26 protein-coding genes are annotated in these 26,450 nt (G+C 59.6%); 11 read left to right on the top strand and 15 right to left on the bottom strand.

Translation table 11 applies throughout. The annotated features are described in order from the left end of the window. Positions 1–5: 5 nt before the first annotated feature. Positions 6–947 (bottom strand): Rieske 2Fe-2S domain-containing protein, encoded by a 942-nt coding sequence (locus ACRESJ_RS25480; protein WP_126588865.1) that lies wholly within the window; start codon positions 945–947, stop codon positions 6–8. A 376-nt stretch (positions 948–1,323) separates the two neighbouring features. Between ACRESJ_RS25480 and ACRESJ_RS25475 the strand changes: the two genes are divergently transcribed. Together ACRESJ_RS25475 and ACRESJ_RS25470 are read left to right on the top strand one after the other, a co-directional pair. Further along, positions 1,324–2,505: an HlyD family secretion protein gene (locus tag ACRESJ_RS25475; protein WP_057005024.1), complete on the top strand. Its 1,182-nt coding sequence runs from the start codon at positions 1,324–1,326 to the stop codon at positions 2,503–2,505. Beyond that, positions 2,498–4,024: a DHA2 family efflux MFS transporter permease subunit gene (locus ACRESJ_RS25470; RefSeq protein ID WP_057005023.1), complete on the top strand. Its 1,527-nt coding sequence runs from the start codon at positions 2,498–2,500 to the stop codon at positions 4,022–4,024. Before ACRESJ_RS25475 ends, ACRESJ_RS25470 begins: the two co-directional genes overlap by 8 nt. On the opposite strand, the gene ACRESJ_RS25465 is transcribed toward ACRESJ_RS25470, so the two are convergent. Beyond that, entirely contained in the window at positions 4,012–5,664 is a 1,653-nt protein-coding gene (locus ACRESJ_RS25465; protein ID WP_149417029.1) for a methyl-accepting chemotaxis protein, read from the bottom strand. The two genes, ACRESJ_RS25470 and ACRESJ_RS25465, sit on opposite strands and share 13 nt — an antisense overlap. 974 nt (positions 5,665–6,638) lie before the next feature. On the opposite strand from ACRESJ_RS25465, the gene ACRESJ_RS25460 reads away from it, so the two are divergent. After that, positions 6,639–8,093 carry a tyrosine-type recombinase/integrase gene (locus ACRESJ_RS25460; protein ID WP_431760368.1) on the top strand — a complete coding sequence of 485 codons (1,455 nt, stop codon included), beginning with the start codon at positions 6,639–6,641 and terminating at the stop codon, positions 8,091–8,093. Positions 8,094–8,101: 8 nt separating this feature from the next. On the opposite strand, the gene ACRESJ_RS25455 is transcribed toward ACRESJ_RS25460, so the two are convergent. Beyond that, complete coding sequence (locus ACRESJ_RS25455; RefSeq protein WP_050587208.1) at positions 8,102–8,497, bottom strand: cupin domain-containing protein; 396 nt, start codon at positions 8,495–8,497, stop codon at positions 8,102–8,104. 105 nt (positions 8,498–8,602) lie between these two features. On the opposite strand from ACRESJ_RS25455, the gene ACRESJ_RS25450 reads away from it, so the two are divergent. Further along, entirely contained in the window at positions 8,603–9,214 is a 612-nt protein-coding gene (locus ACRESJ_RS25450; protein WP_032902047.1) for a TetR/AcrR family transcriptional regulator, read from the top strand. Here the strand turns inward: ACRESJ_RS25450 and ACRESJ_RS25445 are convergent. Next, complete coding sequence (locus ACRESJ_RS25445; RefSeq protein WP_032902049.1) at positions 9,211–9,786, bottom strand: TetR/AcrR family transcriptional regulator; 576 nt, start codon at positions 9,784–9,786, stop codon at positions 9,211–9,213. The genes ACRESJ_RS25450 and ACRESJ_RS25445 overlap by 4 nt on opposite strands. 168 nt (positions 9,787–9,954) lie before the next feature. Here ACRESJ_RS25445 and ACRESJ_RS25440 point away from each other — a divergent pair, with 168 nt between their 5' ends. The 6 genes from ACRESJ_RS25440 to ACRESJ_RS25415 are packed head-to-tail and all read left to right on the top strand — an operon-like array spanning position 9,955 to position 15,093. After that, positions 9,955–10,752 carry a crotonase/enoyl-CoA hydratase family protein gene (locus tag ACRESJ_RS25440; protein WP_032902051.1) on the top strand — a complete coding sequence of 266 codons (798 nt, stop codon included), beginning with the start codon at positions 9,955–9,957 and terminating at the stop codon, positions 10,750–10,752. Positions 10,753–10,773: 21 nt separating this feature from the next. Then, positions 10,774–12,123, top strand: coding sequence for an acyl-CoA dehydrogenase family protein (locus ACRESJ_RS25435; protein ID WP_431760367.1), 1,350 nt, complete (start codon positions 10,774–10,776; stop codon positions 12,121–12,123). Then, a complete protein-coding gene (locus ACRESJ_RS25430; RefSeq protein ID WP_431760366.1) occupies positions 12,120–13,040 on the top strand; it encodes an alpha/beta hydrolase family protein in 921 nt (306 codons plus the stop codon). The genes ACRESJ_RS25435 and ACRESJ_RS25430 overlap by 4 nt, the downstream gene beginning before the upstream one ends. Then, entirely contained in the window at positions 13,040–13,774 is a 735-nt protein-coding gene (locus ACRESJ_RS25425) for a nitroreductase family protein (RefSeq protein ID WP_032902085.1), read from the top strand. The genes ACRESJ_RS25430 and ACRESJ_RS25425 overlap by 1 nt, the downstream gene beginning before the upstream one ends. A 37-nt stretch (positions 13,775–13,811) precedes the next feature. Beyond that, the gene (locus ACRESJ_RS25420) at positions 13,812–14,645 is read left to right on the top strand and encodes an enoyl-CoA hydratase/isomerase family protein (RefSeq protein WP_431760365.1); all 834 of its coding nucleotides are present in this window, start codon (positions 13,812–13,814) and stop codon (positions 14,643–14,645) included. Between the two features lie 10 nt (positions 14,646–14,655). Beyond that, entirely contained in the window at positions 14,656–15,093 is a 438-nt protein-coding gene (locus ACRESJ_RS25415; RefSeq protein ID WP_032902057.1) for a hypothetical protein, read from the top strand. Between the two features lie 347 nt (positions 15,094–15,440). On the opposite strand, the gene ACRESJ_RS25410 is transcribed toward ACRESJ_RS25415, so the two are convergent. Beyond that, on the bottom strand, positions 15,441–16,385 hold the full coding sequence (locus tag ACRESJ_RS25410) for a sugar kinase (RefSeq protein WP_431760364.1): 945 nt from the start codon (positions 16,383–16,385) through the stop codon (positions 15,441–15,443). A gap of 71 nt (positions 16,386–16,456) precedes the next feature. Continuing rightward, positions 16,457–16,891: a zinc-binding dehydrogenase gene (locus ACRESJ_RS25405; RefSeq protein ID WP_431760363.1), complete on the bottom strand. Its 435-nt coding sequence runs from the start codon at positions 16,889–16,891 to the stop codon at positions 16,457–16,459. A 332-nt stretch (positions 16,892–17,223) separates the two neighbouring features. Here ACRESJ_RS25405 and ACRESJ_RS25400 point away from each other — a divergent pair, with 332 nt between their 5' ends. Further along, a complete protein-coding gene (locus ACRESJ_RS25400; protein WP_322144353.1) occupies positions 17,224–17,565 on the top strand; it encodes a nuclear transport factor 2 family protein in 342 nt (113 codons plus the stop codon). Positions 17,566–18,175: 610 nt separating this feature from the next. On the opposite strand, the gene ACRESJ_RS25395 is transcribed toward ACRESJ_RS25400, so the two are convergent. The 9 genes from ACRESJ_RS25395 to ACRESJ_RS25355 form a co-directional block, all read right to left on the bottom strand. Next, positions 18,176–19,783 (bottom strand): xanthine dehydrogenase family protein molybdopterin-binding subunit, encoded by a 1,608-nt coding sequence (locus tag ACRESJ_RS25395; protein WP_431760362.1) that lies wholly within the window; start codon positions 19,781–19,783, stop codon positions 18,176–18,178. Then, positions 19,699–20,475 carry a molybdopterin cofactor-binding domain-containing protein gene (locus tag ACRESJ_RS25390; protein ID WP_431760361.1) on the bottom strand — a complete coding sequence of 259 codons (777 nt, stop codon included), beginning with the start codon at positions 20,473–20,475 and terminating at the stop codon, positions 19,699–19,701. Before ACRESJ_RS25390 ends, ACRESJ_RS25395 begins: the two co-directional genes overlap by 85 nt. After that, positions 20,468–20,956, bottom strand: coding sequence for a (2Fe-2S)-binding protein (locus ACRESJ_RS25385; protein ID WP_090439256.1), 489 nt, complete (start codon positions 20,954–20,956; stop codon positions 20,468–20,470). Before ACRESJ_RS25385 ends, ACRESJ_RS25390 begins: the two co-directional genes overlap by 8 nt. A gap of 28 nt (positions 20,957–20,984) precedes the next feature. Continuing rightward, complete coding sequence (locus tag ACRESJ_RS25380; protein WP_431760360.1) at positions 20,985–22,298, bottom strand: cytochrome c; 1,314 nt, start codon at positions 22,296–22,298, stop codon at positions 20,985–20,987. Between the two features lie 114 nt (positions 22,299–22,412). Next, on the bottom strand, positions 22,413–22,685 hold the full coding sequence (locus ACRESJ_RS25375) for a hypothetical protein (protein ID WP_431760359.1): 273 nt from the start codon (positions 22,683–22,685) through the stop codon (positions 22,413–22,415). A gap of 42 nt (positions 22,686–22,727) precedes the next feature. After that, on the bottom strand, positions 22,728–23,717 hold the full coding sequence (locus ACRESJ_RS25370) for an MDR family oxidoreductase (RefSeq protein ID WP_431760358.1): 990 nt from the start codon (positions 23,715–23,717) through the stop codon (positions 22,728–22,730). A gap of 44 nt (positions 23,718–23,761) precedes the next feature. Continuing rightward, positions 23,762–24,730, bottom strand: coding sequence for an LLM class oxidoreductase (locus ACRESJ_RS25365; RefSeq protein WP_044275553.1), 969 nt, complete (start codon positions 24,728–24,730; stop codon positions 23,762–23,764). Between the two features lie 64 nt (positions 24,731–24,794). Further along, positions 24,795–25,100 (bottom strand): ArsR/SmtB family transcription factor, encoded by a 306-nt coding sequence (locus tag ACRESJ_RS25360; protein WP_017735055.1) that lies wholly within the window; start codon positions 25,098–25,100, stop codon positions 24,795–24,797. 106 nt (positions 25,101–25,206) lie between these two features. Next, a complete protein-coding gene (locus ACRESJ_RS25355) occupies positions 25,207–26,331 on the bottom strand; it encodes an alkene reductase (protein ID WP_032902060.1) in 1,125 nt (374 codons plus the stop codon). Positions 26,332–26,450: the final 119 nt, after the last annotated feature.

The following is a 26,450-nucleotide window of genomic DNA, read 5'->3' as shown; positions in this document are numbered from 1 at the left end:
TGTGCTCAGACGACTGCGCTGACGGGAATCAGGGTCGGTTGGCGCAACTCACGCAGTTCGCGGGATGAGGTTTGCAACAAGGCCGCGACGGCTGTGCCGTCGATCCGGCTGTTCACCTGGAACGGCGCCTGTTTGCGCAGGCGGGCCAGACGCCAACGCAGGGGTGCCCTGAGGTGTACGTGCTCATGCACAAAACCACGCCAGCACAAACTGGTTGTGCCACGACGGTTGGCACCGGTGGCGATCATCAGCGTCACCAGCGGCAATTCATCTTCGCTCAGCAAATCCACTCGAACAGTACCGCCGTTAAAGGGGACCGCGGTGCGCACGATCAAGGGGTAATCCACCACAAACTGCGAAGGCAGGATTTGTGTGGTCCATACCGCACCTCGCTCCAGAACCACCCGCCCCTGCTCGCTGCGCAGATCGCCAAGGAAAAAATCGGTGAGGCGCACATGGGCAAACCCGAGCAAGCATTCCGGGCCGTCGAGCATCGCGTCCAGGTACTGGTCGTGACTCATGTTGACGATGGTGGAACCGGTAAATTCGCGTCCGCCCGGTTGGTAGTCGCTGCTGGGCAATTGCCCTTGCGGTGCCCCTTCACCCAACCACACATGGACAAAACCATTCGCCTCGCTGACCGCAAAGGCACGCGCGGCATAACGTGCAGGCACACGCTCATCGGTATGCAGGTTGGGGATCTGCGTACAGCCACCACTGGCGCCATCAAAGGTCCAGCCGTGATAACCGCACTGCAGACCGGACTCGACGACTCGCCCCAAAGCCAGCGGCACCCGCCGATGTGGGCAACGGTCTTCCAGGGCAAAGGCCTGGCCGGCTGCGTTTCGGAACAGGACCAGTTCCTCGCCGGCAAAGGCCACGGCCAATGGCACTTGATCTTTCACGGCCTCGCAAAGCGCCATGGCCCACCAGCCAGGGGTCATCATCGGGCTGCCTCTTTGTTATTGGTCTTGGGCAAATGCGTTGAACGCAGTCAGCGCTAACTGTAGTGCTTCGCGGCAGAGAGAGCAAACACAAATAAACAGTATTTTGTTTTCTGTTGAAATTATTTACAGCCAACGAAAACCGCAAGATGTGGCCACAACCCTCTACGAACCTTGGTTCAATAGACACATTGCCGCTCTTTAGGCCACCTACAAATGGACATTTCTTCTATTAGTGATCATGTTCTAATGGAAAATAGCTAGCGAGCAATCCATAAGCCTGATTACCATTAGCTTGCTCATTAACTCCAAGGTGCGCTGACGATGACCCAATCCACCCTCGGCTTTGTCCTCCATGACGTTGCGCGCGAGGTGAAACATGGCTGAGCCGACATTGCAGCGCCCTGCCGTGCACGCCGAAGCCCGACCGCTCGAGCCCGTGGAAAAACCCCGGATGCAGGCGCCCGAGGCTTCCGCCCTTGATGGCGATGCTCAAGAACCGAATGACACGGCGCGCCAACGCTGGCGCATCGGTCTGTTTTTGCTGGCACCGATCAGTGTCGTGGCCTGCGCCGCCTGGTATGTGTTGGGTGGCCAGGTCGTGAGTACCGACAACGCTTATATCCAGGCCGAGCGGGTGGGAGTTTCAACCGATGTCGCCGGGATCGTCGCGGCCATTGAAGTCAGTGACAACCAGACCGTGAGCAAAGGCCAGGTCTTGTTCCGCCTCAAGCCCGAGCCGTTTGAAATCGCCGTGGCCAGCGCCAGGGCGCAGCTGGAGAACGCGCGCAACCAGATCCTCTACCTCAAGGCGAGCTACAACCAATCTCTGGCCGAAATCGCCCAGGCTGAAGCCAAATTGCCGTTTTACCAGACCAATCTGCAACGGCTGGAAAAGCTGGTCAGCGTTGCCGCCGTCTCAAGGACTATCTACGACGACGCCCACCAGGACCTCGACAATACCCGTCAGCAAGTATCGGTCGCCAAGGCCCAGGCTGCCGCGGCGTTGGCCCAACTGGGTGGGCGCCTGGACAGACCACTTGAGCAGCATCCTTCCTACTTGCAGGCGCTGGCGGCCCTGAATGAAGCCGAACGCAACCTGCGAAACTCCGTGGTCATCGCCCCGTTCGACGGCGTCGTCACCAACGTTGACTCGCTGCAAGTGGGCGCGTATCTGCAACCACCCCAATCGGGCTTCAGCCTGGTCTCCAGCGAGCGACTGTGGGTCGCGGCGTCCCCGAAAGAAACCGAGCTGACCAACGCCCGGATTGGCCAGGGCGTCACCATCGAGGTAGACACTTATCCGGGTATCACCTGGCATGGCACCGTGGAAAGCATCAGCCCGGCCTCCAGTTCGAGCTTCTCCCTGCTGCCGGCCCAGAACACCACGGGCAACTGGGTGAAAGTCGTGCAGCGCATTCCGGTACGCATCCATATCGACGATGCTGTCGGCAAACCGGCGCTGCGCCATGGCATGAGCGCCGTGGTAGATATCGACACCGGCACCGCACGAGGCCTGCCCAAGCCACTGGCAAACCTGCTCGCACGCCATCATGAATGACGTGTCCGGACCGCTGCCGCCCTCGCCGCTGCGGGTACTGATCACACTGTGCGTGGTGCTGGCGGTGGTCATGCAGGCGCTGGACACCACCATCGCCAACGTCGCACTGCCCTTTATGCAGGGCAGCGTATCGGCCAGCGCCGATCAGATTAACTGGGTGCTGACTTCCTACATCGTCGCCACAGCCATCATGACGCCGCCCTCGGCATTCCTTGCCCGACGCTTCGGTCGCAAGCGCGTATTGCTGTGGTCGATCTTCGGTTTTGTATTGGCCTCGGTGCTCTGTGGCATCGCCCGCTCCCTGGAAGAAATCATCCTGTTCCGCCTGCTGCAAGGGGTGGCCGGGGCGGCATTGGTGCCCTTATCGCAAGGCATTCTGCTGGATATTTACCCGCAGAAAGACCGAGGGTCGGCAGTGGCCCTGTTCGGGGTATCGGTCATGGTCGGCCCGGTATTAGGTCCGATGCTCGGCGGCTGGCTGACGGAACACCTCAGCTGGCGCTGGGTGTTCTTCATCAACCTGCCTATCGGGTTGCTGGCCTTTATCGGCATGACCCGCTTCATACGGGAAACCCCGGCCGACAAGACTGCACGCCTGGACTGGCTGGGCTTTGGCTCGCTCAGCGTGGCGATCATGTCGATTCAATTGTTCCTCGACCGCGGCGAACAACTGGGCTGGTTCGACTCCGGGGAAATCATCCTGGAAGCGCTGGTGGCCGCCGTCGCTTCGTACATCTTCATTGTCCACACCTTCACTCATGACAAGCCCTTTATCAGCCTGAAGCTGTTCAAAGATCGCAATTACTCGGTGGCGGTGGTGTTTATCTTTATCATTGGCATCACCTACCTGGCCTCGCTGGCACTGATGACACCCTACCTGCAAACCCTGATGGGGTACCCGGTGCTCACCGCCGGCATGGTCATGGGGCCACGCGGACTGGGGACGATGCTCAGCATGTTCCTTGCCGGGAAGATCATCGGCAAAGTGGATATTCGCTGGATACTGTTTTGCGGTTTGTTGCTGTCCGCCTGGTCGATGTACATGATGACCGGCTGGACGCCGGCCGTGTCCATCGACACCATCATCTACGTCGGCTTTATTCAGGGCGCGAGCCTGGGTCTGTTGTTCGTCCCGCTGACCACCATCGCCTTTACCACCCTGCCCCCGCATTTGCGAGGCGAAGCCACGGGCCTGTACAACCTGTCACGCAACGTCGGTTCGAGCGTTGGCATCTCGATCGTTACGGTGCTGCTGGCGCAAAACACCCAGATAAACCATGCCGAAATCGGTGCATACGTGACGCCGTTCAACCGCCTGTTCGATGCCTGGCCTGTCAACCATCAGCTCAATCCATTGACCGCCAGCGGGCGTGCAGCACTGGATGGCTTGATCACTGTGCAGGCCAGCTGGGTGGCTTACCTGGATGACTTCAAGCTGCTGATGTGGTTATCCATCGGCGTCATACCGCTGCTGCTGATATTCAGGACGGCGAAGTCTCAAGCGAATCAGGCCTCGTAGCGAAAACGTCCCACCGCCACATTCAGCTCATCGGACAGCTCGCGCAAAGACACCACGGCTCCGGATACCTGATGGGTGATCGCATCACCCTCGCCGGCCATGCGTGCGATGTGCTCGACGTTGGCCACGATGCCTCGCCCACCCTCGCTCTGCACGCTTACCGCATCGGCGATCCGGTCAACCCCGCGCGTAGAGTCACCCACCAGTTCCGTTGCCTGCTGCAGGGTGCTTTCCAACTCACTCAGCAGCCGGCCGCTTTCTTCCAATGCCACAGTGCCCGCGCTCAATGCCTGGTCGACGATCCCGGACTGGCTCTCCAGCTTCAACGTCAGCTGGTTGATCGAGTTGGCCGCCAGCGCAGAGCGTTGTGCCAGGTTACGCACTTCGTCGGCCACCACGCTGAAGCCGCGCCCCCTCTCTCCGGCACGCGCCGCTTCGATGGCCGCATTGAGCGCCAGCATGCCCGTCTGCGCGGAGAGGTCCTTGACCTGACCGATGCTGGCGGTAATCGCTGTCGTACTTTCGACAAAATCGCCCACCGAGCCGCGGATCGCGGAGAAGGCATGGCGCACGCTGTCGATTTTCTCAAGCAGTCGCGATAAGGCCAAGTGTCCATCCTGCGCACCGCGCAAACTGGCTTCGGCGCAGCTGCGCAGGCTTTCAGCATGACTGGAGATTGCCGCAATACCGTCGCTCATCTGCTCGATGGTCATCGACACCGCGCCCACCGCACCGGCCTGCGCCGTAGAGCTTTGCGCCACCCGCGCCGAAGCGCCCACCAGCTCCTCTGCCGAGGCGCCGACCGATGCCGCGACTCCGGCAACCTGGCGCATGGCCTGCTGGAAGCTATCGATGAGTTCGTTGAATGCTTGAGCCGTATGGGCAATCTCGTCTCGACCCATGACCCGCACGCGTCGGGTCAGGTCGCCATCGCGCAACTCGATCGACGCCCTCTCGATTTCCCGGATGGGCCGGATGATTTGCGCACGCAACAAAAGACTGACTAACACAGCCATTAAGCTGCCACCCAGCAGCACCGCCACGAGCATCCGTGAGACCTGCTGTTGTGTTGCGCCCGCCTCAGCGAAGGCGCCAGAGGTCAGCTCGGCTTGTAGACCCAACAGCCGGTTGAATTGACCTTGCAAGCCATTGTTGTCGGCACGCACCCGACCCAGCAGCGAGGCAGCCTGTATCTGGTCGCTCAAAGCAGTGCGCTTGAATTCGGCAAGCCCCTCGCCGACCACTGCGGCCTGCTCCTGCACCGCTTGATAGAGCGCTCTCTCCTCTTTGCCCAAGCGAGTTTCACGGGCCACTTTGTCCAGCCCGGCACGCATGTCGTCGACACTGGCCTGCATATCCTCAAGATATGACTCAAGGTCCTCCGCAGAAGCTTGACCACTGGATTCAAGGATGCGCGCGCCTGTGGCATAGGCGCCGACCATCGCCGCCTGCGAGGCGGCCGAGGTTTCTAACACTTGCCGATACTGCTGGAAACGCAACTGGTCGATTTCCTCGATTACCGCTTGTTGCTTGGCCAGCCCGCGATAGGCCAGACCCGAGACAACCAGAAGAGCGAGCACAAATAACCCGGGCAGCACGAGGAGCTTGGCGCCGATTGAGAAGCCTTTCAGAAATGGCATGTTGGTTACCGTTTTTGTTTTTATAGAGCATGACTAGGCAGGCAGTTTATCCTGCATTATTCTTTATACAGTATTTAATTCTATTATCAGAACGATATTGAAGGTTTGATGTCCCGCCATAGCGCCTTGCCTCCGCCCTGCAACTAACGCCTGGCGTAACCAAAGCCAGCCAACCAGCACTGGAACGAACAGCCCAGGTAAGCAGCGGCATTGCAAAGACCAAGGTCAGGTTCGATACCGCCCCCCACAGAATCGCCAGCGCCTTGATTAATTCCGCCGCCAGTACCGATGAATGCCGCAGCCCTGCGGCCTCATCGAGCCCGCGGCGACCTGCTCAGCCGTAAGCGAACGTCCATGTGAGGCTTTCAGCAAGTACTTACCTATTCAGGCGAGGGGAAGTTTTTCAATGAAGGCCGTGAATTCCGTTAAATGCGGAGTCACCGGGCAAGCAGGGAGGAACCCGCACCCTTCACGTAACGAAAAAATCGACGCTGACTGGTGTCCCCAATTGCAGACAAGTTTTTGAATGGCGCGGCCGAGGTACTGTGCTCAACAGGTGAGCCAACATCGAAGGATCGAAGTCGAAGGTCAGAAACCGAGATGAGCGAGGCAGTAAGGTTAGGACCGGATGTGAATACTTAATATGCAGTGGTCCATGCCCACTTCAGAGGAACAACTGCAAGTAATTTTGTGGGGGTAAAAAGAACAAAAATAAAAAAGGGTCGCGAGATAAAATCTCGCAACCCCTTGAATTATATGGTCGGGACGGAGTGATTCGAACACTCGACCCCTAGCACCCCATTCAGTTATGCATTATGCATCCCTGGTTCGCGCTGCGCCCCTATAGAATCCTCAAACCCAGTAAAACAAGGCCTTTGAGCGCTTCACTCTTCCAACGACCTCTATCCTGATCTACCCTTAGCTGACGAATTAGTGGGAGTAAATGTGGGAGTAAACTTATCAGGAGGTTGATTATGGCCAAGCTCACTGCCAAGGAATTGGAAGCACTGACCGAGCAGGATGTCGGCATCATCATACGCGACGAAGGCAGCCTCGCGGGCAGGGTTTCACTCCGCAAAAAAGGTATCGCCATCCCCTTTTACTTCCAGTTTCGCTGGGAAAGGATTTACACCCGCTTCTCGTGTGGTACCTGGCCAAACAAGTCGTTGACCGAAATCCGCAAGGAGCGCAACGAAGCACGAGACCTTGTAGCAAAAGGGATCAATCCTAATGAGAACAAGCGCGCAGGGAAGGTCAGACTGAAAGCGGAGCTGGCTGCACAACTCGCAGAAGCCGATCAGCAAAAATCTATGGAGCTAACGCTGCTAGACCTAGCGGGAGAATGGCTTCGCGATGGTGTGGCACGAAAGGATGGTAATGCCGAGCTACGGAGAAAATTCGCGAAAGATCTTTACCCCGCCGTTGGCTCAAAAGTCATCAGTACAGTCAGTGAGCATGACCTGCGGGGTCTGGTGCGTTCCGTCATGGCTCGCGGCGCTACTCGCCAAGCCATTAGTCTTTTTTCGGATATCGTTCAGATGTTTGGATGGGCCCAGAAACGACAGCCATGGCGAACACTGCTGATCGACGGAAATCCAGCAGACTTGGTCGAAATCGATAAGCTTGTACCCAGTGACTACCAAGAGGAACGTACTCGGACCCTCTCCTCCACCGAACTTCAAGAATTACACCAACGCTTTCAGAAAATGACTACCGACTATGCAGCGCTACCTGCCGGCGAGAAGTACGGTGGAATTCGCCCCCTGAAATCAGAGTCCCAACTTGCGCTTTGGATCTGTTTGGGAACGTTATGCCGGATCGGTGAACTGCTTCAGGCCGAATGGAAGAATGTCGATCTGGAGAACCATACCTGGTTCATCCCGAGCGGGAACGTCAAAGGCAGCCGGCGCAAAAAACAAGACCATTATGTTTTCCTCTCACCCTTTGCCCTGCACTTCTTTCAGGAACTCAAGACCATGACGGGCGATACTCAATGGTGCTTTCCGAACAAGCAGGATGATGGGCATGTGGACGTGAAAGTGGTGAGTAAGCAGGTGGGTGACCGCCAGGCCCGATTCAAAAACCGCAAAGCCCTCTCCAGACGTCGCCATGACGATACACTGGTGCTTGCCGACGGCCAGAATGGCGACTGGACACCGCATGACCTACGCCGCACAGGCGCGACCATGATGCAGGCCTTGGGGGTCAGCCTGGACGTCATTGATCGATGTCAGAACCATGTGCTTGCCGGCTCCCGGGTGAGGCGACACTATCTGCATCACGATTATGCCGAAGAGAAGAAACGCGCCTGGAATCTGTTGGGTGATCGACTCGGTGCCGTGTTGTCCTCAACCTACGAACACCCACCGACCGAGTCGATGATGTCTTTTCCAGCGTACGCGGCTACAGAGACATGGTCACCTTCATAGGTCTACCGTTAATCAGCGATTCCACTGGTAACCACGGTGAATTTCCGGCTGAACTCGAAGACCTCGCAGACCCCCGTGTGCCCAGCCGGAATCGATACGGCATCCCCCGCAACCATTTCGAACCTCTCACCAGTGTCCATAGTGATTGCGATACGACCTTCGATCAGCACAAAAGCCTCATCGTTTTCGAAGCGCCAATGAAACTTCGCAGGACGAGAGGTGAAGAACGCCACGGACTTGTGCGGGGTTTTCACGCCAACGGTTCGCAAGAGCTTCATCCGAGTGTCCGGATTGCCCTCGATCACATCATTGCCCAGCGGGTACTCAAGCCATCCATCGGGAGTGTCCAACGATGCCAGAACTACAGAATCGATCGGATTGGGGAGCTTAGGACGAGCAGTCATCTTTTCGGTGCCTCGTAGCGGAATAGGTGGATGTACGACTATGACAAGTGGCATAGTCGAGCCTGAGGCTACACCATAATATGACAGATGGCATAATTTATTAAGATGACTACTTCCACTCGTGACCGAATGATCGTCGGCGCTGCGGATCTACTGCGCCGCAAGGGGATGACTGCAACCAGCATGCGCGAGGTCGTGCGCCACTCGAACACGCCACGCGGCTCCATCACCCACCACTTCCCTGGCGGTAAGCGCCAACTGCTCGAAGCAGCCGTGGAGCACGCCGGCCGGGAAGTCAGCGAGCCGCTGGCACAGCTGCTGAGCAAACATGGCCCTGTGAAAGGCATGGAGCTCTTCGTTGCCTTGTGGCGAAAAACGCTTGAAGAGACAGCCTTCCAAGCCGGCTGTGCAGTGCTGGCCGTGGCGGTTGAGCAGTACTCTTCCGACCAGCGCGGCGAGCCTGAACCGGAGCTCGAAGCTCAGATCCAGCTGCAGTTACTGGATCAAGCCAACGCTATCTTTGGTGAGTGGCAGGAGATTGTCGGCCGGTCGCTGCAGGAGGCCGGAGTGACCGACGTTCGCTCACGCAGCCTGGCGCTGCTGGCCATTGCCTCTATCGAGGGCTCTGTTGCCCTGTGCCGAGCCGCGCGCAGCGCGGCACCGCTCGACCTTATCTGGCAGGAAGTGAAACGGAGTTTTGCACGGGAACTGGCCTAGCCACCAGCACCCGCGGGCTCCAGCTGCCGCAGTCCACGCTCAGTGACCGCATCTATGTATCTCGGATCGCCATAGATACGAGCCAGCAGAATAGCCCCTTCGAAATCAGCCACCAGCTGTCGCGCCAGATTCTGCGCGTCCTCCTGGCTGTGCCCGACGCTGTAGAGCTTGAAGAATGCGGCGGCCCAGTCATCCATGAAGTGCCGAATCGGCTTCATGAGATCGACCTTCCCATAAGCGGCATCGACTGCCACAACACCCATCAAGCATCCAATCGAGTCGTCCTGGAAGAGTTTCTTTGCCTTGCGCCCCATGCTTGTGAGTCGCTCCTGAGGAGTCAGGCTTTCATCGAAAGCGATGGAGAACAGCGATTGCTTCAAGCGCCCATGGGTCCACTCCAGCACATCCCTCAGAAGCGACTCCTTGTTGGGATAGTGATGGTAGAAGGACGCCTTGGTCAGCCCGCAAGCAACCGACAAGGCATCCATGGTGGTGCCGTGGTAGCCGAGACGCTTAAAAGTGTTGGCGCAGCGCTGCAGCAGTTCATCGCGGGATACTTTCAATGGGCGCACGGGGTAAACCTGCTCTCGATAATCCTCGCTGATTCTACGTCATAAGCCTTGCTGCAACAATTTGACGGTTACCGAATGTTTGTTTAGTTTCAGCTAACCGAACATTCGGTAAGTATCTTCAGCTTGGAAAAAACCAGGCAGCCCCTCATAAAGTCAGGAGAAGCTCTCATGAGCGAAGCAAACAGCGGTCCGGGTCGCGTCACTCGAGAGCAGCGTGGTCATCTGTTCCTTATCGGCCTCGACCGGGCCGGCAAACGCAATGCTTTCGACAGCGCCATGCTCAATGACTTGGCCCTGGCCATGGGTGAATTCGAGCGCAACGATGAAATGCGCTGCGCCGTCGTGTTCGCCCACGGCGACCATTTCACGGCAGGCCTTGATCTAATGGAGCTGACGCCGAAGCTGGCTTCGGGCGGCTTCAAGTACCCGGACGAGGGTATCGACCCGTGGGGTGTCTCGAAGCCGCGCCGCACCAAACCAGTGGTCCTCGCCGTGCAAGGCACCTGCTGGACCGCGGGCATCGAGCTGGTGCTCAACGCCGACATCGCAATCGCCGCCAGCAACACCCGCTTCGCTCACCTGGAAGTACTGCGCGGCATTCCGCCATCTGGCGGTTCCACCGTGCGCTTTACCCAAGCTGCCGGCTGGACCGATGCCATGCGCTACATGCTGACCGGTGAAGAGTTCGGTGCTGACGATGCTCTGCGTATGCGTCTGCTGACAGAGGTCGTTGAGTCCGGCCAAGAGCTGGTGCGCGCCATCGAGTACGCCGAGCGCATCGCCAAAGCCGCACCGCTGGCCATCAAGGCCACCCTGCAGTCTGCCTTCCAGGCGCGCGACGAGGGTGACGATGCTGCGCTCTCCAAGCTCAACGAACTGCTGTTCACGCTGATCAAGAGCGAAGACGTGCGTGAAGGCGTCATGGCGATGATGCAGAAGCGCGAACCGGTGTTCAAAGGTCGTTAACCAATAAGGCAGGGGCAAGAGATGCTGCAGTACCAAGCACCACTGGAGGAGTTCAACTTCCTCGCTCACAAGGTTCTTCGACTTTCAGAGCTGTTGCCTCTGCTGCCAGAGCACCACCATATCGACGCCGACCTGTTCAGGGCCACTCTGGAGGTCGGTGCCGAGCTCACCCATGAGCAACTGCTGCCCTTGAACGGCAGCGGCGATGCCGAGGGTTGCAGGCTTGAACAGGGTGGGGTCAAAACCCCACAGGGCTTCAAGTCAGCTTACCGCCTGTTTCAGGAGAACGGCTGGCCTGCTCTGACGGTCCCACTGTCCATTGGGGGGCAAGGTTTCCCAGGAACGGCAGGTGTCTTTTTTGACGAGATGCTCGCCTCCACCAACCTGTCTTTCAGCATTTTCGCCAACGTGCGCGAAGGTGTTCTCCGTTGTGTCGACCGATTCGGCGATGAGCGGGTTCGATCCCTGTTTTCCGACAAGCTAGCCAGTGGCGAATGGCTTGGCACCATGTGCCTTACCGAGCCTCAGGCTGGCAGCGATCTTGGTTTGATTCGCACGACTGCAGTCACACAGTCGGACGGCTCCTACCTCCTGAGTGGAACCAAGATATTCATCTCGAACGGCGATCACGACCTGACCGAGAACATCGTTCACCTGGTGCTCGCCAGAACGGAAGGGGCCCCGGCAGGTACTGGCGGCCTCAGCCTATTCGTCGTGCCGAAATACCAATTGGAGGTTCCTGCCTCAGCCAACGGGGTGTCGGTCATCGCGCTTGAGCACAAGCATGGCATTCGTGCCAACGCCACATGCGCCCTGGCATTCGAGAATGCCAGGGGCTACCGCGTCGGCGAATTGAACCGTGGCCTTGCCTGCATGTTCCTGCTGATGAACAGCGCACGGCTCGCCGTCGGTGTCCAAACCGTAGGTTTGACCGAGGTCGCTTACCAGAACGCGCTGCGCTACACCCAGGAGCGCTTGCAAGGCCGCGCGCTGAATGGTGCCACGCACCCCGATCAACCCGCTGACCCTCTGTTAAGTCATATTGGCGTCAAGTCGAGCCTTGTTCAGCAGCGGCTGTTTATTGAGCCAGCACGCTTGCTCTGCGCCTGGGTCGGCACCCTGCTTGATGAAGCGCGTTGCCACCCGGATGACGCGCGACGTAAGCAGGCCTCACAGCTGGCAGAGTTGTTGACCCCCATCGTCAAGGGCTATCTGGATGAGGCCCACGTGATCGCACACTGCGAAAAGTATCTAGTCAGCTACAAGCGTCCCCGCCGCATCATCTTCCGAGACGACTTGCCCAAGAGCAATGTGGGCAAGATTCTCCGAAAAGAACTGGTTGGCGCAGAACAGCAGGAGTGCTCTGAATGACTCTGCCTAATTCAGCCGCCACCTTCTCGGTGATTGATCAACTGACGCTAGTGGCCGACGACGGCTACCGCCTCGCCGCCACCCGCTATTCAGCACAGGGCAATCTGAAGGGCAACCTGATCATGGCCGGTGCGACCGGTGTGCAACAGCGTTTCTACCGCCGCTTCGCCGAGCATGCCAGTAAACAAGGCTTCAACGTCCTGACTGTCGATTACCTAGGTATCGGAGAGTCCAGGCCCACATCCCTGAAAGGTTTCGAGATGTCCTACCTGGACTGGGGCTTTCGCGATCTGGCAGCAGCCGTTGAGCACATGGACGATGGCAGGACTCCGCTGTTCTGGGTCGGCCACTCCTTTGGTGGGCATGCTCTGGGCTTGCTGCCCAATCATCACAAGATCACTTCTGCCTATTGCTTCGGTACTGGCGCCGGATGGGCCGGGTGGATGCCCAGGCTTGAAGCCTTCAAGGTTCGCCTGCTGTGGTCTTGTGTTCTGCCGCTGATCGTCGCGTACAAGGGCTACATGGCCTGGAGCATGCTGGGGATGGGCGATGACCTGCCGCTGGGTGTCTACAAAGACTGGCGGCGCTGGTGTGCCCACCCCCATTACTTCTTCGACGATCCCTCAATGGCTCCGGTCGCCAGCCTTTATGCAGAAGTCCGCATGCCCTGCGTCTTCGCCAATGCGGTGGATGACCCATGGGCGCCTCCTGCCTCGCGAGACGCCTTCCTCAAGGGTTATCGCAATGCTCCGTTGCTGACGCGTGATCTCCATCCCGAGACGAAAAAGCACCCCATCGGTCACATGGGGTATTTCCGGGCTTCAGCTACGGATGCCTGGGACGAGGTGCTCAACTGGTTTGCGGCGCAGAGCAACAGTACAACGACGCAAAGTCGCGCTGGCACGGGATGCCGCTGATGAGCACCACCGCGCCACGCACAGAGTTTTCTGCATCCGCCAAGGTATTCCGCTCACTGGTCGAAAGTCGGCGCGCAGTGCGACGTTTCACGGCCGAAGCGGTGCCCAAGGCGGTTATCCAGGAGTGCCTGGAGCTGGCAATGCTGGCACCTAGCTCATGCAATCTGCAGCCTTGGTCTTTTCATGTCGTACGCAATCCCGATCTCCTGCAACAACTGCAGCCTGTGTGTTTGGGCCAGAGCGCTGCGAAAGCACCGCTGATCATTGCCGTGTTCGCACATTCGAACACCTGGGAACAGGCATGTGCCGATGTACTCAGGCTTTGGCCAGAACCCGCTGTGCCCAAGGCGATTGAGCATTTCTACAAGAACAGCGCCCCATTCCAGTACAACCAGGGCTGGTTGGGTTGGCGCGGTTTGCTCAAACGACAGATGGTCAGGCTGATGGGCTTCAGGCGCCCCGTCATGCGCACGCCCAATAGCCTGGAACAGATGCGACTCTGGGCCGTGAAGTCGACAGCGCTGGCGGCGCAGAACCTGATGCTGGCGTTCCAGAGCCACGGCTACAGCACCTGCCCCATGGAGGGCTTCGATGAGAAGCGTCTGAAGCAGGTGCTGCCCGTTCCGAAAGGCGCAATCCCAGTCATGCTGCTGGCGGTCGGGATGCCGGGAGAACGCGCGGTCTACAACCCACGGTTGCGCTTCCCGCTCAATCAGCGCGTGGCGTGGCATTGATCATCCGCACAGAACAATAACAAGAGGGCTAGCTGCTATGGCTTTTACCCAAATCGACTACGAGACACACGGCCCTATCAGGGTCATCCGTTTCAATCGCCCAGACAAGCGCAACTGCATTGGGCCAACCACCCACTTGGAGCTGGTGGAGGCCTGGACACGTTTCCGGGATGACCAGAGTGCTCTGGTTGCGATCATCACTGGTGCCGGCGACAAAGCTTTCTGTACCGGTGGAGACCTTGAGGCAGGATTTGACCTGGTGCCTTCCACCGCGGACGAGATTGCTGCGCACGACCGCGGCGAGCGCCCGGGTATTCTCGGACCCAGCCGTTGGACGGACATCTACAAGCCCGTGATCGCTGCTGTGAATGGCGCTGCCTACGCCGGCGGCCTGGAATGGGCCTGCTTCGCAGACATGCGCATCGCCGAGGAGCACGCCTCCTTCGGTGTGACCTGTCGCCGCTGGAACATTGGCCTGGCCGATGGCGGCAGCCAACGCCTGCCGCGCATCGTGGGGTTGGGCAGGGCAATGGAGCTGATCCTGACAGGCAAGGTCATCTCGGCCTCTGAAGCCCTCTCCATTGGCTTGGCCAATGAAGTGGTCCCCAAAGGGCGCTCACTGGAGCTTGCGATGGAGCTGGCCAAATTCCTCTGTGCCCTCCCTCAACCCGCCATGTGCGCGGACAAGGAGGCCGCGATCCGCGGCTATGGTCAACCCCTGGCTGAGGGCTTGCGCATCGAGGCGGAGTGCTTCAACCGTTCCATCCATCAACCCGAGACCCGCGAGGGGCTGCGTCGCTTTCTTGAGCGCGATCATCCCGACAGACGCTCCGATGCACCAACTAAGACGCCAGGTTTGATCAGGGACTGAGGAGAACACCATGCGATTTAACCTTTTGCTTCAACTACATCTTTTCGCCGTGGCCTTCTGGCTGGGCGTCGTAGCGGTCGAGTACCTGCTTGAACGCACCCGAGCACAGAGTCGGAGTCAGGGCTTCACAGTCGCCAGGCTGCACAGCCAGATCGATCTGTTCTTCGAGATGCCCGCCTTCAGCGTGGTGCTGGTGACCGGATTGCTGCTCATCGAGCCTGCGCGCTTCGACGGCATTTATGCCCTAAAAGTTGTGGCAGGAGGCATCGCTGTTCTCGGCAATGCACTGTGCCTTGTGCCCGTACTGAAGCGACGTGCATCCGCAGAGACAGACGACCTCGCCGATGTCATTTATCAGTCCAAGCTGATCGACCGGATCTCCTTGCTGGCCATCCCGGCTGGGCTAATGGCACTCGCCTGCGGTGTCTATTTGATGGTACTTCGCTGACCCTTTGATAGGTCACGTGGGCTGCGGAGGGTTGGTCACCGACCTCTGATAGACGAGTGACATCTGCACCAGCAGAGCCATGATGGGCTATTCGCGCGTCGGTTCCCAATTGCTATTACGTACTTTACGCACCTGGTCATTCGAGGGTTTTGCCGACGCCGGTTCGACCGGTTTACTATTGTTCGGGTTGCTTCGCAATCGCGGTATGAGGGTGCTTCTTTCGGGATGAATGGGTCAGGCAGTTGCCCGATCCGGTTGATTATCAGTGCCGTTGCGTAGCATCGCCTACCAGCTTCACCGCGACGTTACCTGAGCCATTCCGGCCGGAGTCAAACGGCTACATGTTGTCAATCCGGCATCACCTCCCTTGCAATCAATGCCCCCGGATACTGAATCACCCGCCCGGCCAGCCTATGGCCTTCGGCAGCTGCATGTTGTGGAGTGCCGCCGTCCAGCCTGCTGGCGAGATAACCCGCGTTGAACGAATCGCCAGCGGCCGTGGTATCAACCACCTTGGCGACCTTGGTCGCAGCGATTTCATGCAACGCACCTTCGTGCTGGACCAGACAGCTCTGCGCGCCGCGCTTGATCACCACCTCATTCACACCCATTTGCCGATAACGATTGAAGATCGATTCAACGTCGGCGTCCTCGAACAGCGCCTGCTCATCGTCAAGCGTCAGAAAAGCCATATCCAGATGCGGCAGCAGCCGTTGATAGACGTCTGCTGCGTGCTGACGGTCGCGCCACAGGCGAGGCCGGTAATTGTTGTCGAACACCAGTTTGGCGCCGCGAGCACGCGCCGCAATCAGCCGTGGCAACAGTCGATCAAGACCGGCCTCACCAAGCACCGCCAGGGTGATGCCACTCAAATAAAACACCGAATAATCATCCAGCGCTGTCAGCACCTGCGCGGCCGAAGTGTTGGTAAAGCATTCGCGTACGGCGGCTTCGTTGCGCCAGTACAAAAAGCGCCGCTCGCCATGGGCGTCGGTCTGGATGCAATACAACCCCGGCAGGCGTCCCGGCAAACGCTGTACCAGCGACAGGTCGATCCCTTCATCTGCCCAGGCGGCACACATGGCATCGCTGAAACTGTCATCGCCCAGCGCCGTGACATAGGACACCTGCCATTTAGCAGGGGCCAGGCGACGCAAATAAACAGCGGTGTTCAGAGTGTCGCCGCCGAAGCTCTGTCGCAGCTGGCCGTCCGAGCGTTGTTGCAGTTCGATCATGCATTCGCCGATCAGGGCGATACGAGCAGGTGCGCCGGTAGGCGTAATGAATATCATGGAGGTCAATCATCCGATGCGGTTCATAAAAAGCCCCTCGCAAGGGAGGGGCTGATGCACTAAAGCGGCATTCAGACGAAGATCAGCTGTACCTTCGCCGCTTTACTCTTGTCACCGGCCAGCTCCAGCGCCTCGACCACCTGGTCCTGGTTGAACTCGGCGGACAGCAGCGGCAGCGGATCGATACGACCACTCTCCAGCCAGCGCACCGAGGTGGTGAACTCGTCGATGAAGCGGAACGAGCCAACCAGCTTGATCTCTTTGACCAACAGCAGGCCCAGCGGCATCTCGACCGTGTTGTGGCCCATGCCCAATTGCACCACCGAGCTTTTCAGGCGAGTGAACGATGCGGTGGAAGCTATCGCTGCCGGCGAACCGGATGCTTCGAAGCAGACATCGAAGTAACCACCCTCCTCGGCCCACTGTGCCGTGGACGCCGTATCGGTCGGGTCCACCGCAAGGGTCGCCCCCATCTGCACGGCCAGTTCACGGCAGCGCGCGCTCATATGGAGCGCCCGGAGCTACGACCTTACCTAATTTCCAACACTCTGATCGTTTTTGGGCTGACTGGAGTCGTCATCTTTTTGCCCAGAATCGAGTACATCCTGATCGGGTTGACCGCCACGATGATCTGCTACGTGATTTTGAGTTTCAGATACCGCTGAGATGGGCGAATAAGGCCGTTTGGGCGTAAACCCCCGACAAGCTTTTGTCGGATGTCGCAGAATATGCAAAATGCTGTCTTGATTTAGTGGGGGACTTTTGCATTTTCTGCGATACAGCTGCCGGCTGTTTGTGCCGCAGTTAATGCAAAGATCGAAGAACTGCGTCACAGATATTGCAAAAATTCGCTGGTTCACATTGGGCGTCACTGACCTGCTCCCCAGACTTCCGTCAACCGTACCAGGAGGCTGAACGTATCGGCAAGGCTCATCCGGCAACCTTCGATACCCTCGACTTCGATGTCTACACCAACCAGAAGTGGGACCGACTGCAGGAGAGTCACGCCCAGGATATCGTCGTGCATTATCCCGACGGGCATCAGTCGAAGGGGCTTGCCGCACACATTGAAGAACTGAAGCCAATGTTCGTGTTTGCGCCCGACACCCGGATTCAGGTGCACCCGGTAAAAATCGCGTCAGGCGAGTGGACCAGCGTCATTGGTGTGATCGAGGACTGAAGTGGTTGCCAGGATTTGAAGGCCGCGTTCGGCACGATTGTACTGATCGTGATCATTTCCTGTTTTCGCTCATCAACCACCTTCAGGCCATAGGCATTGAGCCAATGATGCAGCTCCTGAAGAGTTTTGAACGCGGTATAGGATGTGCTGTTCACCGTGACGGTGAAGTAGTAACCACAACCCACAGCTGAACGGTGCTGGATAAGCACAAACAGTTGCCGCTTGCGATACATGCTTGCGAGGCGCTCGCCTGGCAGATGCAGTAATCGCCCCGATACACTTCGTTAGTGACTTTTCCTCACATCAAAACCATTGGCAGGCCGCCTGCGAACGGCCCGGGAGCTTATAGATTTTTGCTAAAGACCAGCGAGTTGCGCTGGAAGTTGTAGCGAACTAAAGGGGTCGTAGTCTGAGTGTTCCCCACAAATCTAGTCCAAACCCCGCGCTTGCAGGTGCACTTCCAGGCGCAGGGCTTGCTCCATTTCCTCCAGGGTCGCGGCGGATTTCCTGCCCGTAATTTCGCCAATATTCCAAGCCTAACCGCCATAGTGATAACACCCGCTTGTTCTTGAGACCGCCAACCTGATCCATGTGGCCCGAAGACCCGGACTCAGGATGTTTTTTCGAGTGCTTGCAGGATGTCAGCGGGCCGTATCGGCAGTTGGCGAAGTCGAGCGCCGACGGCAGCGAAAATCGCATTGCCGATCGCGGGACCGACCACTGTGGTAGCGGGCTCACCCAGGCCGACCGCGGCTTCGGTGCTCGGGAGGAATTCGATCTCCATCTCGGGGACGTCACCCATCCGCAACGGCGTGTAGGTGTCGAGATTGGTGTCCTTCACCTCCCCTTTCTCGATCTGCGTGCCTTCGTGCAGCGTCATGCTCACGCCCCAGAGGGCGGCCCCCTCCATCTGCGCGAGAGCGCCATCGGGATGCACAATGGTGCCCGCGTCGACAACGATGGTGAGTTTTTCCAGCTTCACCACGCCGCTGGCACGATCAACCTTCACGCGGGCCACGCAGGCGAGCCAGGTCGGCATGCCGCGCTCCTGACCGAAGGTGGTGGCGATGCCCAGCCCGCTGTCTGCCGGCAGTGTGCCGCCCCAGTTGGTTTTTTCCGCTGCGCGCTTGAGCACCTTGGCCTGACGGGTGGCGCCGCCGACTGCATTGGGTGCGCTACCGGCGTTCCTGCCTTTGCCATCGAGCAGGGCGAGGCGGAAGGCGAGCGGATCGGCATCGACCGAGTGGGCGGCCTCATCCATGAAGCACTCCAGGGCCCAGTTGGTCCAGCCCGGCCCAACCGAACGCAACCAACCGGGTCGGAAGGTGCGGTTGGCGAGGTCGTTGGACAGGGCGCGTACCCGATGCGCGCCGACCGAATACCAGTGGTCGGCCCCGGCTATCGTGAAGGGGTCGTAAGGCACGCCATTCGCGCCCTTGGGCATGAAGTCCGGCACCATGATCTGGGTCGGCCAGCCAGCGGCGGCATGATGCTCCATGGCAATTACGCTGCCGCCTTCGCCGAAGGCCAGGCGCAGGCGTTGGATCGAGGGCGAACGGATGGAGTCGAAGCGCACATCGTCGGCGCGGGTGCAGAGCATCTTCACCGGCTTGCCGATGGCTTTGGCCGCCAGCGCCGCCGGCACGGCATAGTCGCCGTTGAGCCTGCGCCCGAAGCCGCCGCCTAACAGATAGCTGCGCATGATGATCTTGTCCTGGCCGACCCCGAGCGCCTTCGCCAGTACCGGCAGGATCAGCGACTGCCACTGGTTGCCGGTGTGGATTTCCCAGATACCGTCCTTCTCGAACGCCAGTGCGTTGAGCGGTTCCAGTTGGAAGTGCAGGACGCTCGCCGTGCTGTAGGTACGCTCCAAGGTCGATTTCGCCTTGGCGAATGCTTCGTCGACACCTTCATCGGGCCATACCAGGGAGCCGACCGCGGGATCGTCGATCAGTTTGGCGCCGTGGTCGAGCAGGTCCTGCTCCGACACGTTGGCCGTGTCGCCTGCAGCCCAGGTCACCTGCATTTTTTCAGCTGCACTATTGGCGGCGGTGAAGGAGTCGGCATACACCATCACCCAGCCTGGCACCGTGCCGGAGGGGTCATCGAGGGCGATGCTCTTGAGGTAGCCTTTCACGCTTTTAGCGGCGGAATCGTCGATGGACACCACCTTGGCGCCGTAGCGTGTGGGCGGCAGCAGCGGGCGGGCATGGACCATGCCCTCGACGCGCGCATCGATGCCATAGCGGGCGCTGCCGTCGGTCTTCGAGGGGACACGATGGCCAGGGTTTCCTTGCCGATCAGCCGTCGCTCGGTCGGTTTCTTGAGCGGGACTCGTTTGAGTTCATCCGCCGTAAGGCTGCGGGTGAGGTCGCCGCGCTGGACGATCTCGGCATAACTGATCGACCGCTTGCCGGCCTGGACCCTGCTGTTGCGTGCGGTGCAGGCAGCGGGTGCAACGCCGAGCAGCCTGGCGCCCTCCTCGATCAGGGCGATGCGGCCGGCGGCACCAGCCTGGCTTAGTGGCTCGAAGCTCTGCCACACGGACCAGCTGCCGCCGGTGACCATCAGCCCCCATTTGGGATGGGTGTCGACGTAGTTCAGGCGCACCGACTGCCAATCCGCCTCCAGCTCGTCGGCGACGATGCGTGCCAGCGCGGTGCCGACATGCTGGCCCATCTCGGCCTTGGCGATGTTGACGGTGACGAGGCCGTCATGATCGATGCGATACCAGAGGGTCGGCTCGAAGTTCTGGCTGGCGATGGCTTCGGCGGGATCGAGAAGCCCAAGGCCGGAACAGGAAAACGCCAGGGTGAAGCCCGCGCTCGTGGCGCCGATCAGGAAGCCACGGCGTGAGATCGCAACCCCTTGGCCACCCGCCTCCTGCGGGTCATTCACGAACTTATTCATGGGCTGTGCCTTCATGGACTGTGCCGCTTCTCAACTCTGCCGCGGCGAGCTTGATCGCCTGGCGGATGCGTACATAGGCCATGCAGCGGCACAGGCTACCGTTCATGACGGCGTCGATGTCTTGGTCGCTCGGATCAGGGAAGTCCTTGAGCAGCGTGGCCGCCTGCATGATCTGACCCGACTGGCAGTAACCGCATTGGGGCGCCTGCGTCGCGATCCAGGCTTTCTGCAGCGGGTGTTGGCCTTTGGGATCGAGCCCCTCGATAGTCGTGACCCGCGCATTAGCCACGGCGCCCAGCGGGGTGATGCAGGAGCGGATGGCGCGGCCATCGATGTGCAGGGTACAGGCCCCGCACAGGCCGATCCCGCAGCCGAATTTGGTGCCGGTCAGGCCGAGGTCGTCACGGATCACCCAAAGCAGCGGGGTATCGTCGGCCACCTCGACCGAGACGTCCCGACCATTGAGTTCGAATCTGGTCATGATCTTGCGACTCCGAACAACGTTTCCATCAAGGGCTCAGGTCAGCAGAGCCAGCACTTTCCCTGCGGATTGCCGCCACCCTCGCTTCTAGCTGCTCCCAGGCGGGCAGCTCGGTGCGTGTTCGGCGCAGATAGTCGGCAATCTTCGCGATTTCGCCATCGTTCAGCGCCTGCGAGAAAGCCGGCATGAGCACGTTGGGGATGCCTTCTTCCAGACCTATTCCAGCCATCACGATATGGATGAACGTGTCGGGGGTGCCCGCGGTGAGCGCACTGTTGAGGGCAAGCTCCGGTCGCACGCTGAGAGGCGTCGTTGCGCTGTTGTAGTGGCATGACCCGCAGGCTGCCCAGTACAGGACGGCTCCGGCGTCGGGTTCCAGGCGGCTGCCGAGAGCGGAGGTCGCCAGCGCTTTGGCCAGCGCTTCATCGCTGCCTGTCTTCAGTGCGGAGGAGCCGTTGAGGTCGGCAAAATAGACGGCTATTGCCTGGATATCGGCGTCGGGAAGCCTGCCCAGGTCGTGCACGACGTCCGACATCTTGCCCGCGGCAACGCCGTGCAGGGCAGTCGCTCCGCTGCGCAGGTAGGTGAACAGCTCGTCTTGGGTCCAGGGTAGCGGTGTGGTATTGGCAGCCGTCAGTGCCGGCGCGAACCAGCCTTCGATCATCGCGCCCGCGTAGCTGTCGTCAGCGGCTTTCTCGGCGCCCAGCACGTTGCGTGGCGTGTGGCAGGCGGCGCAATGGCTCAAGCCCTCGGCGAGATAGGCGCCGCGGTTCCATGCTTCGCTCTTGCCGGCGACCGGCCGATAGCGGCCCTGGTCCATAAACAGCAGCTTCCAGCCGGCTTGCAGGACGCGGATGTTGAAGGGGAACGGCAGGGTATTGCGCTGCGCCGGCGCGCTCACCGGCTCACGCGTCATGAGGAAGGCATAGAGTGCCCTCACATCCTCGTCGGCGACCTTGGTGAAGTGGTCGTAGGGGAATGCGGGATAAAGATGCGAACCATCGCGAGAGACGCCTCCGTGCATCGCACGCATGAATGCCGCCTCGGACCAGCGGCCGATTCCGCTATCCGGGTCGGGTGTGATGTTGGTCGAATAGATGACACCGAAGGGGGTAGGCATTCCATAGCCGCCGGCATAGGGCTGTCCGCCCTTCACCGTGTGGCAGGTCGCGCAGTAGCCTGCGCCGGCCAAGGCTTCACCCTTGGCAACCAGCTCGGCGGGGAAGCCCGCAACCGAGCCCGGAGCGATGGGGGCGATGGTCGGCCGCCAGACCAGGGCGAAAAACAACGCCGCACCCAGGACGACCAGAATTGCCAAGCCGATGTAGATCCGCTTAATCAAGACCGACCTCCTTAGCCCGGAGAGCTGATCTGGCTGAGTATAACCGTGCTCGGCTCCTGTCCATTCAGGCTGACGTGTGGCAGCTAAATCTGAGGTTGGCGCAGCGCGGTTAAATCATGAAACGAGCGCCGAATAGAGGCATATGCCGACTAGAAAAACCGGAAAAGAGCTTGAGCCTGTCTCCGAAAACTCCTCCTGAATGACCATCAACACCATGCTGCCGGCCACAAAGGAGAGCAGAAATGTCACGATCGGTGGTGATATCACCGTCATCAGCCCAATGGCCCAGCCAAGAGGAATCGCTGCTGAGAGGACCCAGCGACCGGTACTGAGAAAAGAGCTCTTGTGCAGCTCCAACAAGCGGTGGTCGACGACGAGAAAGTGCATGGCGATCGAGTGGGTGAAGAGCTGTGTACAGAAGTAGCCAGACTATCCATTTACGTCGACCACTAAGCGGCCACGAAGCTTGCCATCGATGATCTTCTGCGCCGCCCCCACAACTTGGTCCAAGGGAATGGTTGCGGCGAGAGACGAAAGAGTCTCTCGGTTGAGATCGCGGTCCAGGCGTTTCCAGGCCGCGTCACGGAACTCGTGGGGGGCCATGACGCTATCAATTCCCGCAAGGGTGACGCCTCGTAGAATGAAGGGGGCGACACTGGCGGGAAACTCCATTCCTTGAACGAGTCCGCACGCGGTGACTATCCCCCGGTAGCGGGTCTGGGCGCAGGCGTTGGCCAGGGTATGCGAGCCGACCGCATCGATCACGGCTGTCCAGCGCTCCTTCTGGAGTGGCTTGCCGGGAGCAGCCAGTTCCTCGCGCTCGATAATGTCCGTGGCGCCCAACTGCTCGAGGTAGTGGCGCTCCTGAGGTTTCCCAGTGGCTGCAACCACACGGTAGCCTTGGGCCGCCAACAGCGCTATGGCGATCGAGCCGACACCGCCTGTTGCACCGGTAACCAATACTTCACCGTCCTCGGGTTGTACGCCATGCTTCTGCACGGCATCGACCGATAGCGCGGCTGTATATCCTGCCGTACCGATAGCCATGGCTGCCCAAGTGCTTAAACTGTCGGGGAGACGAATCAGCCAGTCGGCTGGTACTCGTGCACGCTGGGCCAGACAGCCCCAGTGGCGCTCGCCGGCGCCCCAGCCATTGAGTACGACGCGCTGACCGGATAGAAAGCGCGGGTCGTCGCTTTCCAGCACCAGGCCGGCGCCATCGATTCCGGGCACCATGGGCCATTGACGTACCACAGGCGAGTGATCTGTCAGGGCTAGCGCATCCTTGTAGTTGAGGGTCGAGTACTCAACGCTGATGAGCACTTCACTACCGGCCGGTAAGTCCTCATCCTCCAGCTCAGTCACACGAGCAGAGAACCCCTGCTGGTCCTTGTTAAGCAATACTGCCTTGAAACTCATGAGCAATCCCCACGGATAATGATTTGATGCCTCACCACGCCGGCTTATGCTGACATGACGAAGTCAGGTAGAACGAACTGACCGAGTTCCTCAATGACCTCACCTGCGGGGCGTTGGCCGTATTTCAAATTGATGATCACATGGTTAACGCCGATCTCCTGCAAGCTGTGCAGCAGCGGGATCAGGTGATGTCGCCCCAGTTGATAGCCCAGGTGGATCGGCCGAGGTGGTGTCTGCGGGTTATCTGTCAGGTCGATGTATAGCGACTGGGTGAAGGGTTTGAACAGTTCACCACATTCGGCACGAACCGCCTTGCGCCAGTCCTCGACAATCAGCTGCTGAGTCTTCGGTGCACGCGGATAGCTGATCCAGCCATGACTGCAGCGGGCGATCCACTCCAGCGTCTGGCGGCTATGGCCGGTGACGAAGAAAGGAATTTCCGCCGTCGTCGGCTTGGGAATCAGATCGGCCCCCTCAAGCGTGCCGCCGGACCAGGTCAAAGGCACGAAACTGCTGCGCTGAACCTCGCGAAATACCTTGAGGTATTCGCGGAACAGGCTGTCGCGTTGCTCCGGGTCGACACCGAATGCCGGAAACTCTACTGGACGGTCACCGGAAGCCACGCCGAGTAACAGGCGGCCACCGCTGAGCTGATCGACACTAGTTGCGGCCTTGGCGGTGTGTAGGGGATTGCGGATTGGCAGGATGACCGACGCGGTGCCCAGCGCAATCGAGCGAGTGTGTGCCGCCATAAAACCCAGGTAGACCCAGGGATCGAAGACCTGGCCCGAATCACCGAAGCTGGGGTCGCGTAACGGCACGTCGCGAAACCAGAGGGCAGAGAAACCCAGCTTCTCGGCGCGTTGGGCCAGGTTCACTTGGTCGAGCATACTCGGCGTATCGCCGGTAAAGGCTTCGAGGGGGAAGAAAAGACCTAGGCTCAGGCGGCCTTGGCGGTAGGTGTGCTGAAAGCCAGGTTGTTGCTGATAGGGAATGGAATTCGGAGTTAACATCTTCTCTCCTACATATTTCAAAATATAGATTTTGAAGGGCTGAAAAAACGCCTGCGAGCAGGCATCAAATCAGCGCTTTCAAGGCCACCTGGAACGCCGCGATGTTCTGCTCATGGCGTTTGTAATAAGTCCAGGGACCGATGCGTTGTGAGGTCACCAGTTGCGCCCGCTGCAAGGCAGCGAGATACAGCGAGACGGTCGACTGCGACAGGCCTACCCGATCCTGGATGATGCTCACGCAGACACCGACCTGCTCAGGATCCACCTCCTGCTCGGGGAAATGATGACGCGGATCCTTCAGCCAACTGAGGATGTTCAGGCGTGTTGGGTTGTCTAGCGCCTTCAGCGCTTCGCTTACGTCGATACTCATAGGTCACGCACGATAACTATTTTTTGCTATATTACGATATGCCCGCTCAACCGACAATGCGCCGGCCCCCGAACCGTATCGCTCGGGGGCCGGCACCTCGAGCGGACTATCCGCCATAGGTCGGATAGTCGGTGTAGCCGACAGCGGTTCCGCCGTACATGCTGGCCGGATCGACCGGGTTCAGCGGCCAGCCATTGGCAATCCGCTTGGGCAGGTCCGGGTTGGCGATGAACGGACGGCCGAAGGCGACCAGATCGCCCCAGCCCGCCTCGAGCACACGCTTGCCTCGCTCGGCGGTGTATTTGCCGGCATAGAGGATGCGCCCGCTGAAGACCTCGCGCACCGCGCTGCGGAAGCTTTCCGGCAGCTCCGGTGCGTTTTCCCAATCCGCCTCGGCCAGCGACAGGTAAGCGATGCCGACTTCTTCCAGCACCTTGACCGCTTCGACATAGGTCTCGTGTGGGTTTTCTTCGACCAGGCCGAGATATACGCGGGCCTCGTCGGTGCTGGCGAACAACGGGGCGAAACGCACGCCGAGCCGGTCTTTACCGACCACCGCGGCCACCGCCTGGGTCACCTCACGGAGGAAGCGCAGGCGATTTTGCAACGAGCTGCCGTACTCGTCGTCGCGCTGATTGCTGTGCGCGGAAATGAACTGGTTGATCAGATAACCGTTGGCGGAGTGGATTTCCACGCCGTCGAAACCGGCGTCGAGGGCGTTGCGAGCGGCCTGTGCATAGAGCTGTACCAGCTCCTTGACCTCGGCGGTGGTCAGTGCACGTGGCATCGAAGGCGGCGCCAGGGCGCCGGTGCCGGGACCTGTCTCGATGAATACGCTGACGCCCTCGGCCGGGATCGCCGATGGCGCCACCGGGGCTTCGCCATTGGGTTGCAACGAGGTGTGCGAGACCCGGCCGACATGCCAGAGCTGAGCGAAGATGGTGCCGCCCTCGGCGTGTACCGCATCGGTCACTTTGCGCCAGCCGAGGATCTGTTCGGCACTGTGGATGCCCGGGGTCCAGGCGTAGCCCTGGCCGCGCGGCTCGATCTGGGTGCCCTCGGTGACCATGAAGCCGGCACCGGTACGCTGGCGGTAGTAGGTCGCCATCAGGTCATTGGGAATGTTGCCTGGCTGCGAGCTACGCGAACGGGTCAGCGGCGGCAGGACGATGCGGTTTTTCAGGCTGTAGGGGCCCAGCGTGGTGCTTTCGAAAAGAATGGAATCTTTCATGTGTAACTACCTATATATTTGCGTTTGTAGATAAATAGATGCTAGTGCCTGGACAGGCACCTCTCGAGCGCTCCGTTTAGAACAGGCCGGTGGACGTCCAAGCCCAGTCGCGTCCCTGC

The sequence above is a fragment of the Pseudomonas sp. genome (genome assembly GCF_050739655.1).
Lineage (GTDB): Bacteria > Pseudomonadota > Gammaproteobacteria > Pseudomonadales > Pseudomonadaceae > Aquipseudomonas.
This window is presented reverse-complemented; position numbering and strand designations above follow the sequence as displayed.

What these genes read in the sequence shown, in the direction of transcription:
- ACRESJ_RS25480 (WP_126588865.1), bottom strand. Translation starts at nt 947, where the DNA reads ATGATGACCCCTGGCTGGTGGGCCATGGCGCTTTGCGAGGCCGTGAAA.
- ACRESJ_RS25475 (WP_057005024.1), top strand. Translation starts at nt 1,324, where the DNA reads ATGGCTGAGCCGACATTGCAGCGCCCTGCCGTGCACGCCGAAGCCCGA.
- ACRESJ_RS25470 (WP_057005023.1), top strand. Translation starts at nt 2,498, where the DNA reads ATGAATGACGTGTCCGGACCGCTGCCGCCCTCGCCGCTGCGGGTACTG.
- ACRESJ_RS25465 (WP_149417029.1), bottom strand. Translation starts at nt 5,664, where the DNA reads ATGCCATTTCTGAAAGGCTTCTCAATCGGCGCCAAGCTCCTCGTGCTG.
- ACRESJ_RS25460 (WP_431760368.1), top strand. Translation starts at nt 6,639, where the DNA reads ATGGCCAAGCTCACTGCCAAGGAATTGGAAGCACTGACCGAGCAGGAT.
- ACRESJ_RS25455 (WP_050587208.1), bottom strand. Translation starts at nt 8,497, where the DNA reads ATGACTGCTCGTCCTAAGCTCCCCAATCCGATCGATTCTGTAGTTCTG.
- ACRESJ_RS25450 (WP_032902047.1), top strand. Translation starts at nt 8,603, where the DNA reads ATGACTACTTCCACTCGTGACCGAATGATCGTCGGCGCTGCGGATCTA.
- ACRESJ_RS25440 (WP_032902051.1), top strand. Translation starts at nt 9,955, where the DNA reads ATGAGCGAAGCAAACAGCGGTCCGGGTCGCGTCACTCGAGAGCAGCGT.
- ACRESJ_RS25435 (WP_431760367.1), top strand. Translation starts at nt 10,774, where the DNA reads ATGCTGCAGTACCAAGCACCACTGGAGGAGTTCAACTTCCTCGCTCAC.
- ACRESJ_RS25430 (WP_431760366.1), top strand. Translation starts at nt 12,120, where the DNA reads ATGACTCTGCCTAATTCAGCCGCCACCTTCTCGGTGATTGATCAACTG.
- ACRESJ_RS25425 (WP_032902085.1), top strand. Translation starts at nt 13,040, where the DNA reads ATGAGCACCACCGCGCCACGCACAGAGTTTTCTGCATCCGCCAAGGTA.
- ACRESJ_RS25420 (WP_431760365.1), top strand. Translation starts at nt 13,812, where the DNA reads ATGGCTTTTACCCAAATCGACTACGAGACACACGGCCCTATCAGGGTC.
- ACRESJ_RS25415 (WP_032902057.1), top strand. Translation starts at nt 14,656, where the DNA reads ATGCGATTTAACCTTTTGCTTCAACTACATCTTTTCGCCGTGGCCTTC.
- ACRESJ_RS25410 (WP_431760364.1), bottom strand. Translation starts at nt 16,385, where the DNA reads ATGATATTCATTACGCCTACCGGCGCACCTGCTCGTATCGCCCTGATC.
- ACRESJ_RS25405 (WP_431760363.1), bottom strand. Translation starts at nt 16,891, where the DNA reads ATGAGCGCGCGCTGCCGTGAACTGGCCGTGCAGATGGGGGCGACCCTT.
- ACRESJ_RS25395 (WP_431760362.1), bottom strand. Translation starts at nt 19,783, where the DNA reads ATGGTCCATGCCCGCCCGCTGCTGCCGCCCACACGCTACGGCGCCAAG.
- ACRESJ_RS25390 (WP_431760361.1), bottom strand. Translation starts at nt 20,475, where the DNA reads ATGAATAAGTTCGTGAATGACCCGCAGGAGGCGGGTGGCCAAGGGGTT.
- ACRESJ_RS25385 (WP_090439256.1), bottom strand. Translation starts at nt 20,956, where the DNA reads ATGACCAGATTCGAACTCAATGGTCGGGACGTCTCGGTCGAGGTGGCC.
- ACRESJ_RS25375 (WP_431760359.1), bottom strand. Translation starts at nt 22,685, where the DNA reads ATGCACTTTCTCGTCGTCGACCACCGCTTGTTGGAGCTGCACAAGAGC.
- ACRESJ_RS25370 (WP_431760358.1), bottom strand. Translation starts at nt 23,717, where the DNA reads ATGAGTTTCAAGGCAGTATTGCTTAACAAGGACCAGCAGGGGTTCTCT.
- ACRESJ_RS25365 (WP_044275553.1), bottom strand. Translation starts at nt 24,730, where the DNA reads ATGTTAACTCCGAATTCCATTCCCTATCAGCAACAACCTGGCTTTCAG.
- ACRESJ_RS25360 (WP_017735055.1), bottom strand. Translation starts at nt 25,100, where the DNA reads ATGAGTATCGACGTAAGCGAAGCGCTGAAGGCGCTAGACAACCCAACA.
- ACRESJ_RS25355 (WP_032902060.1), bottom strand. Translation starts at nt 26,331, where the DNA reads ATGAAAGATTCCATTCTTTTCGAAAGCACCACGCTGGGCCCCTACAGC.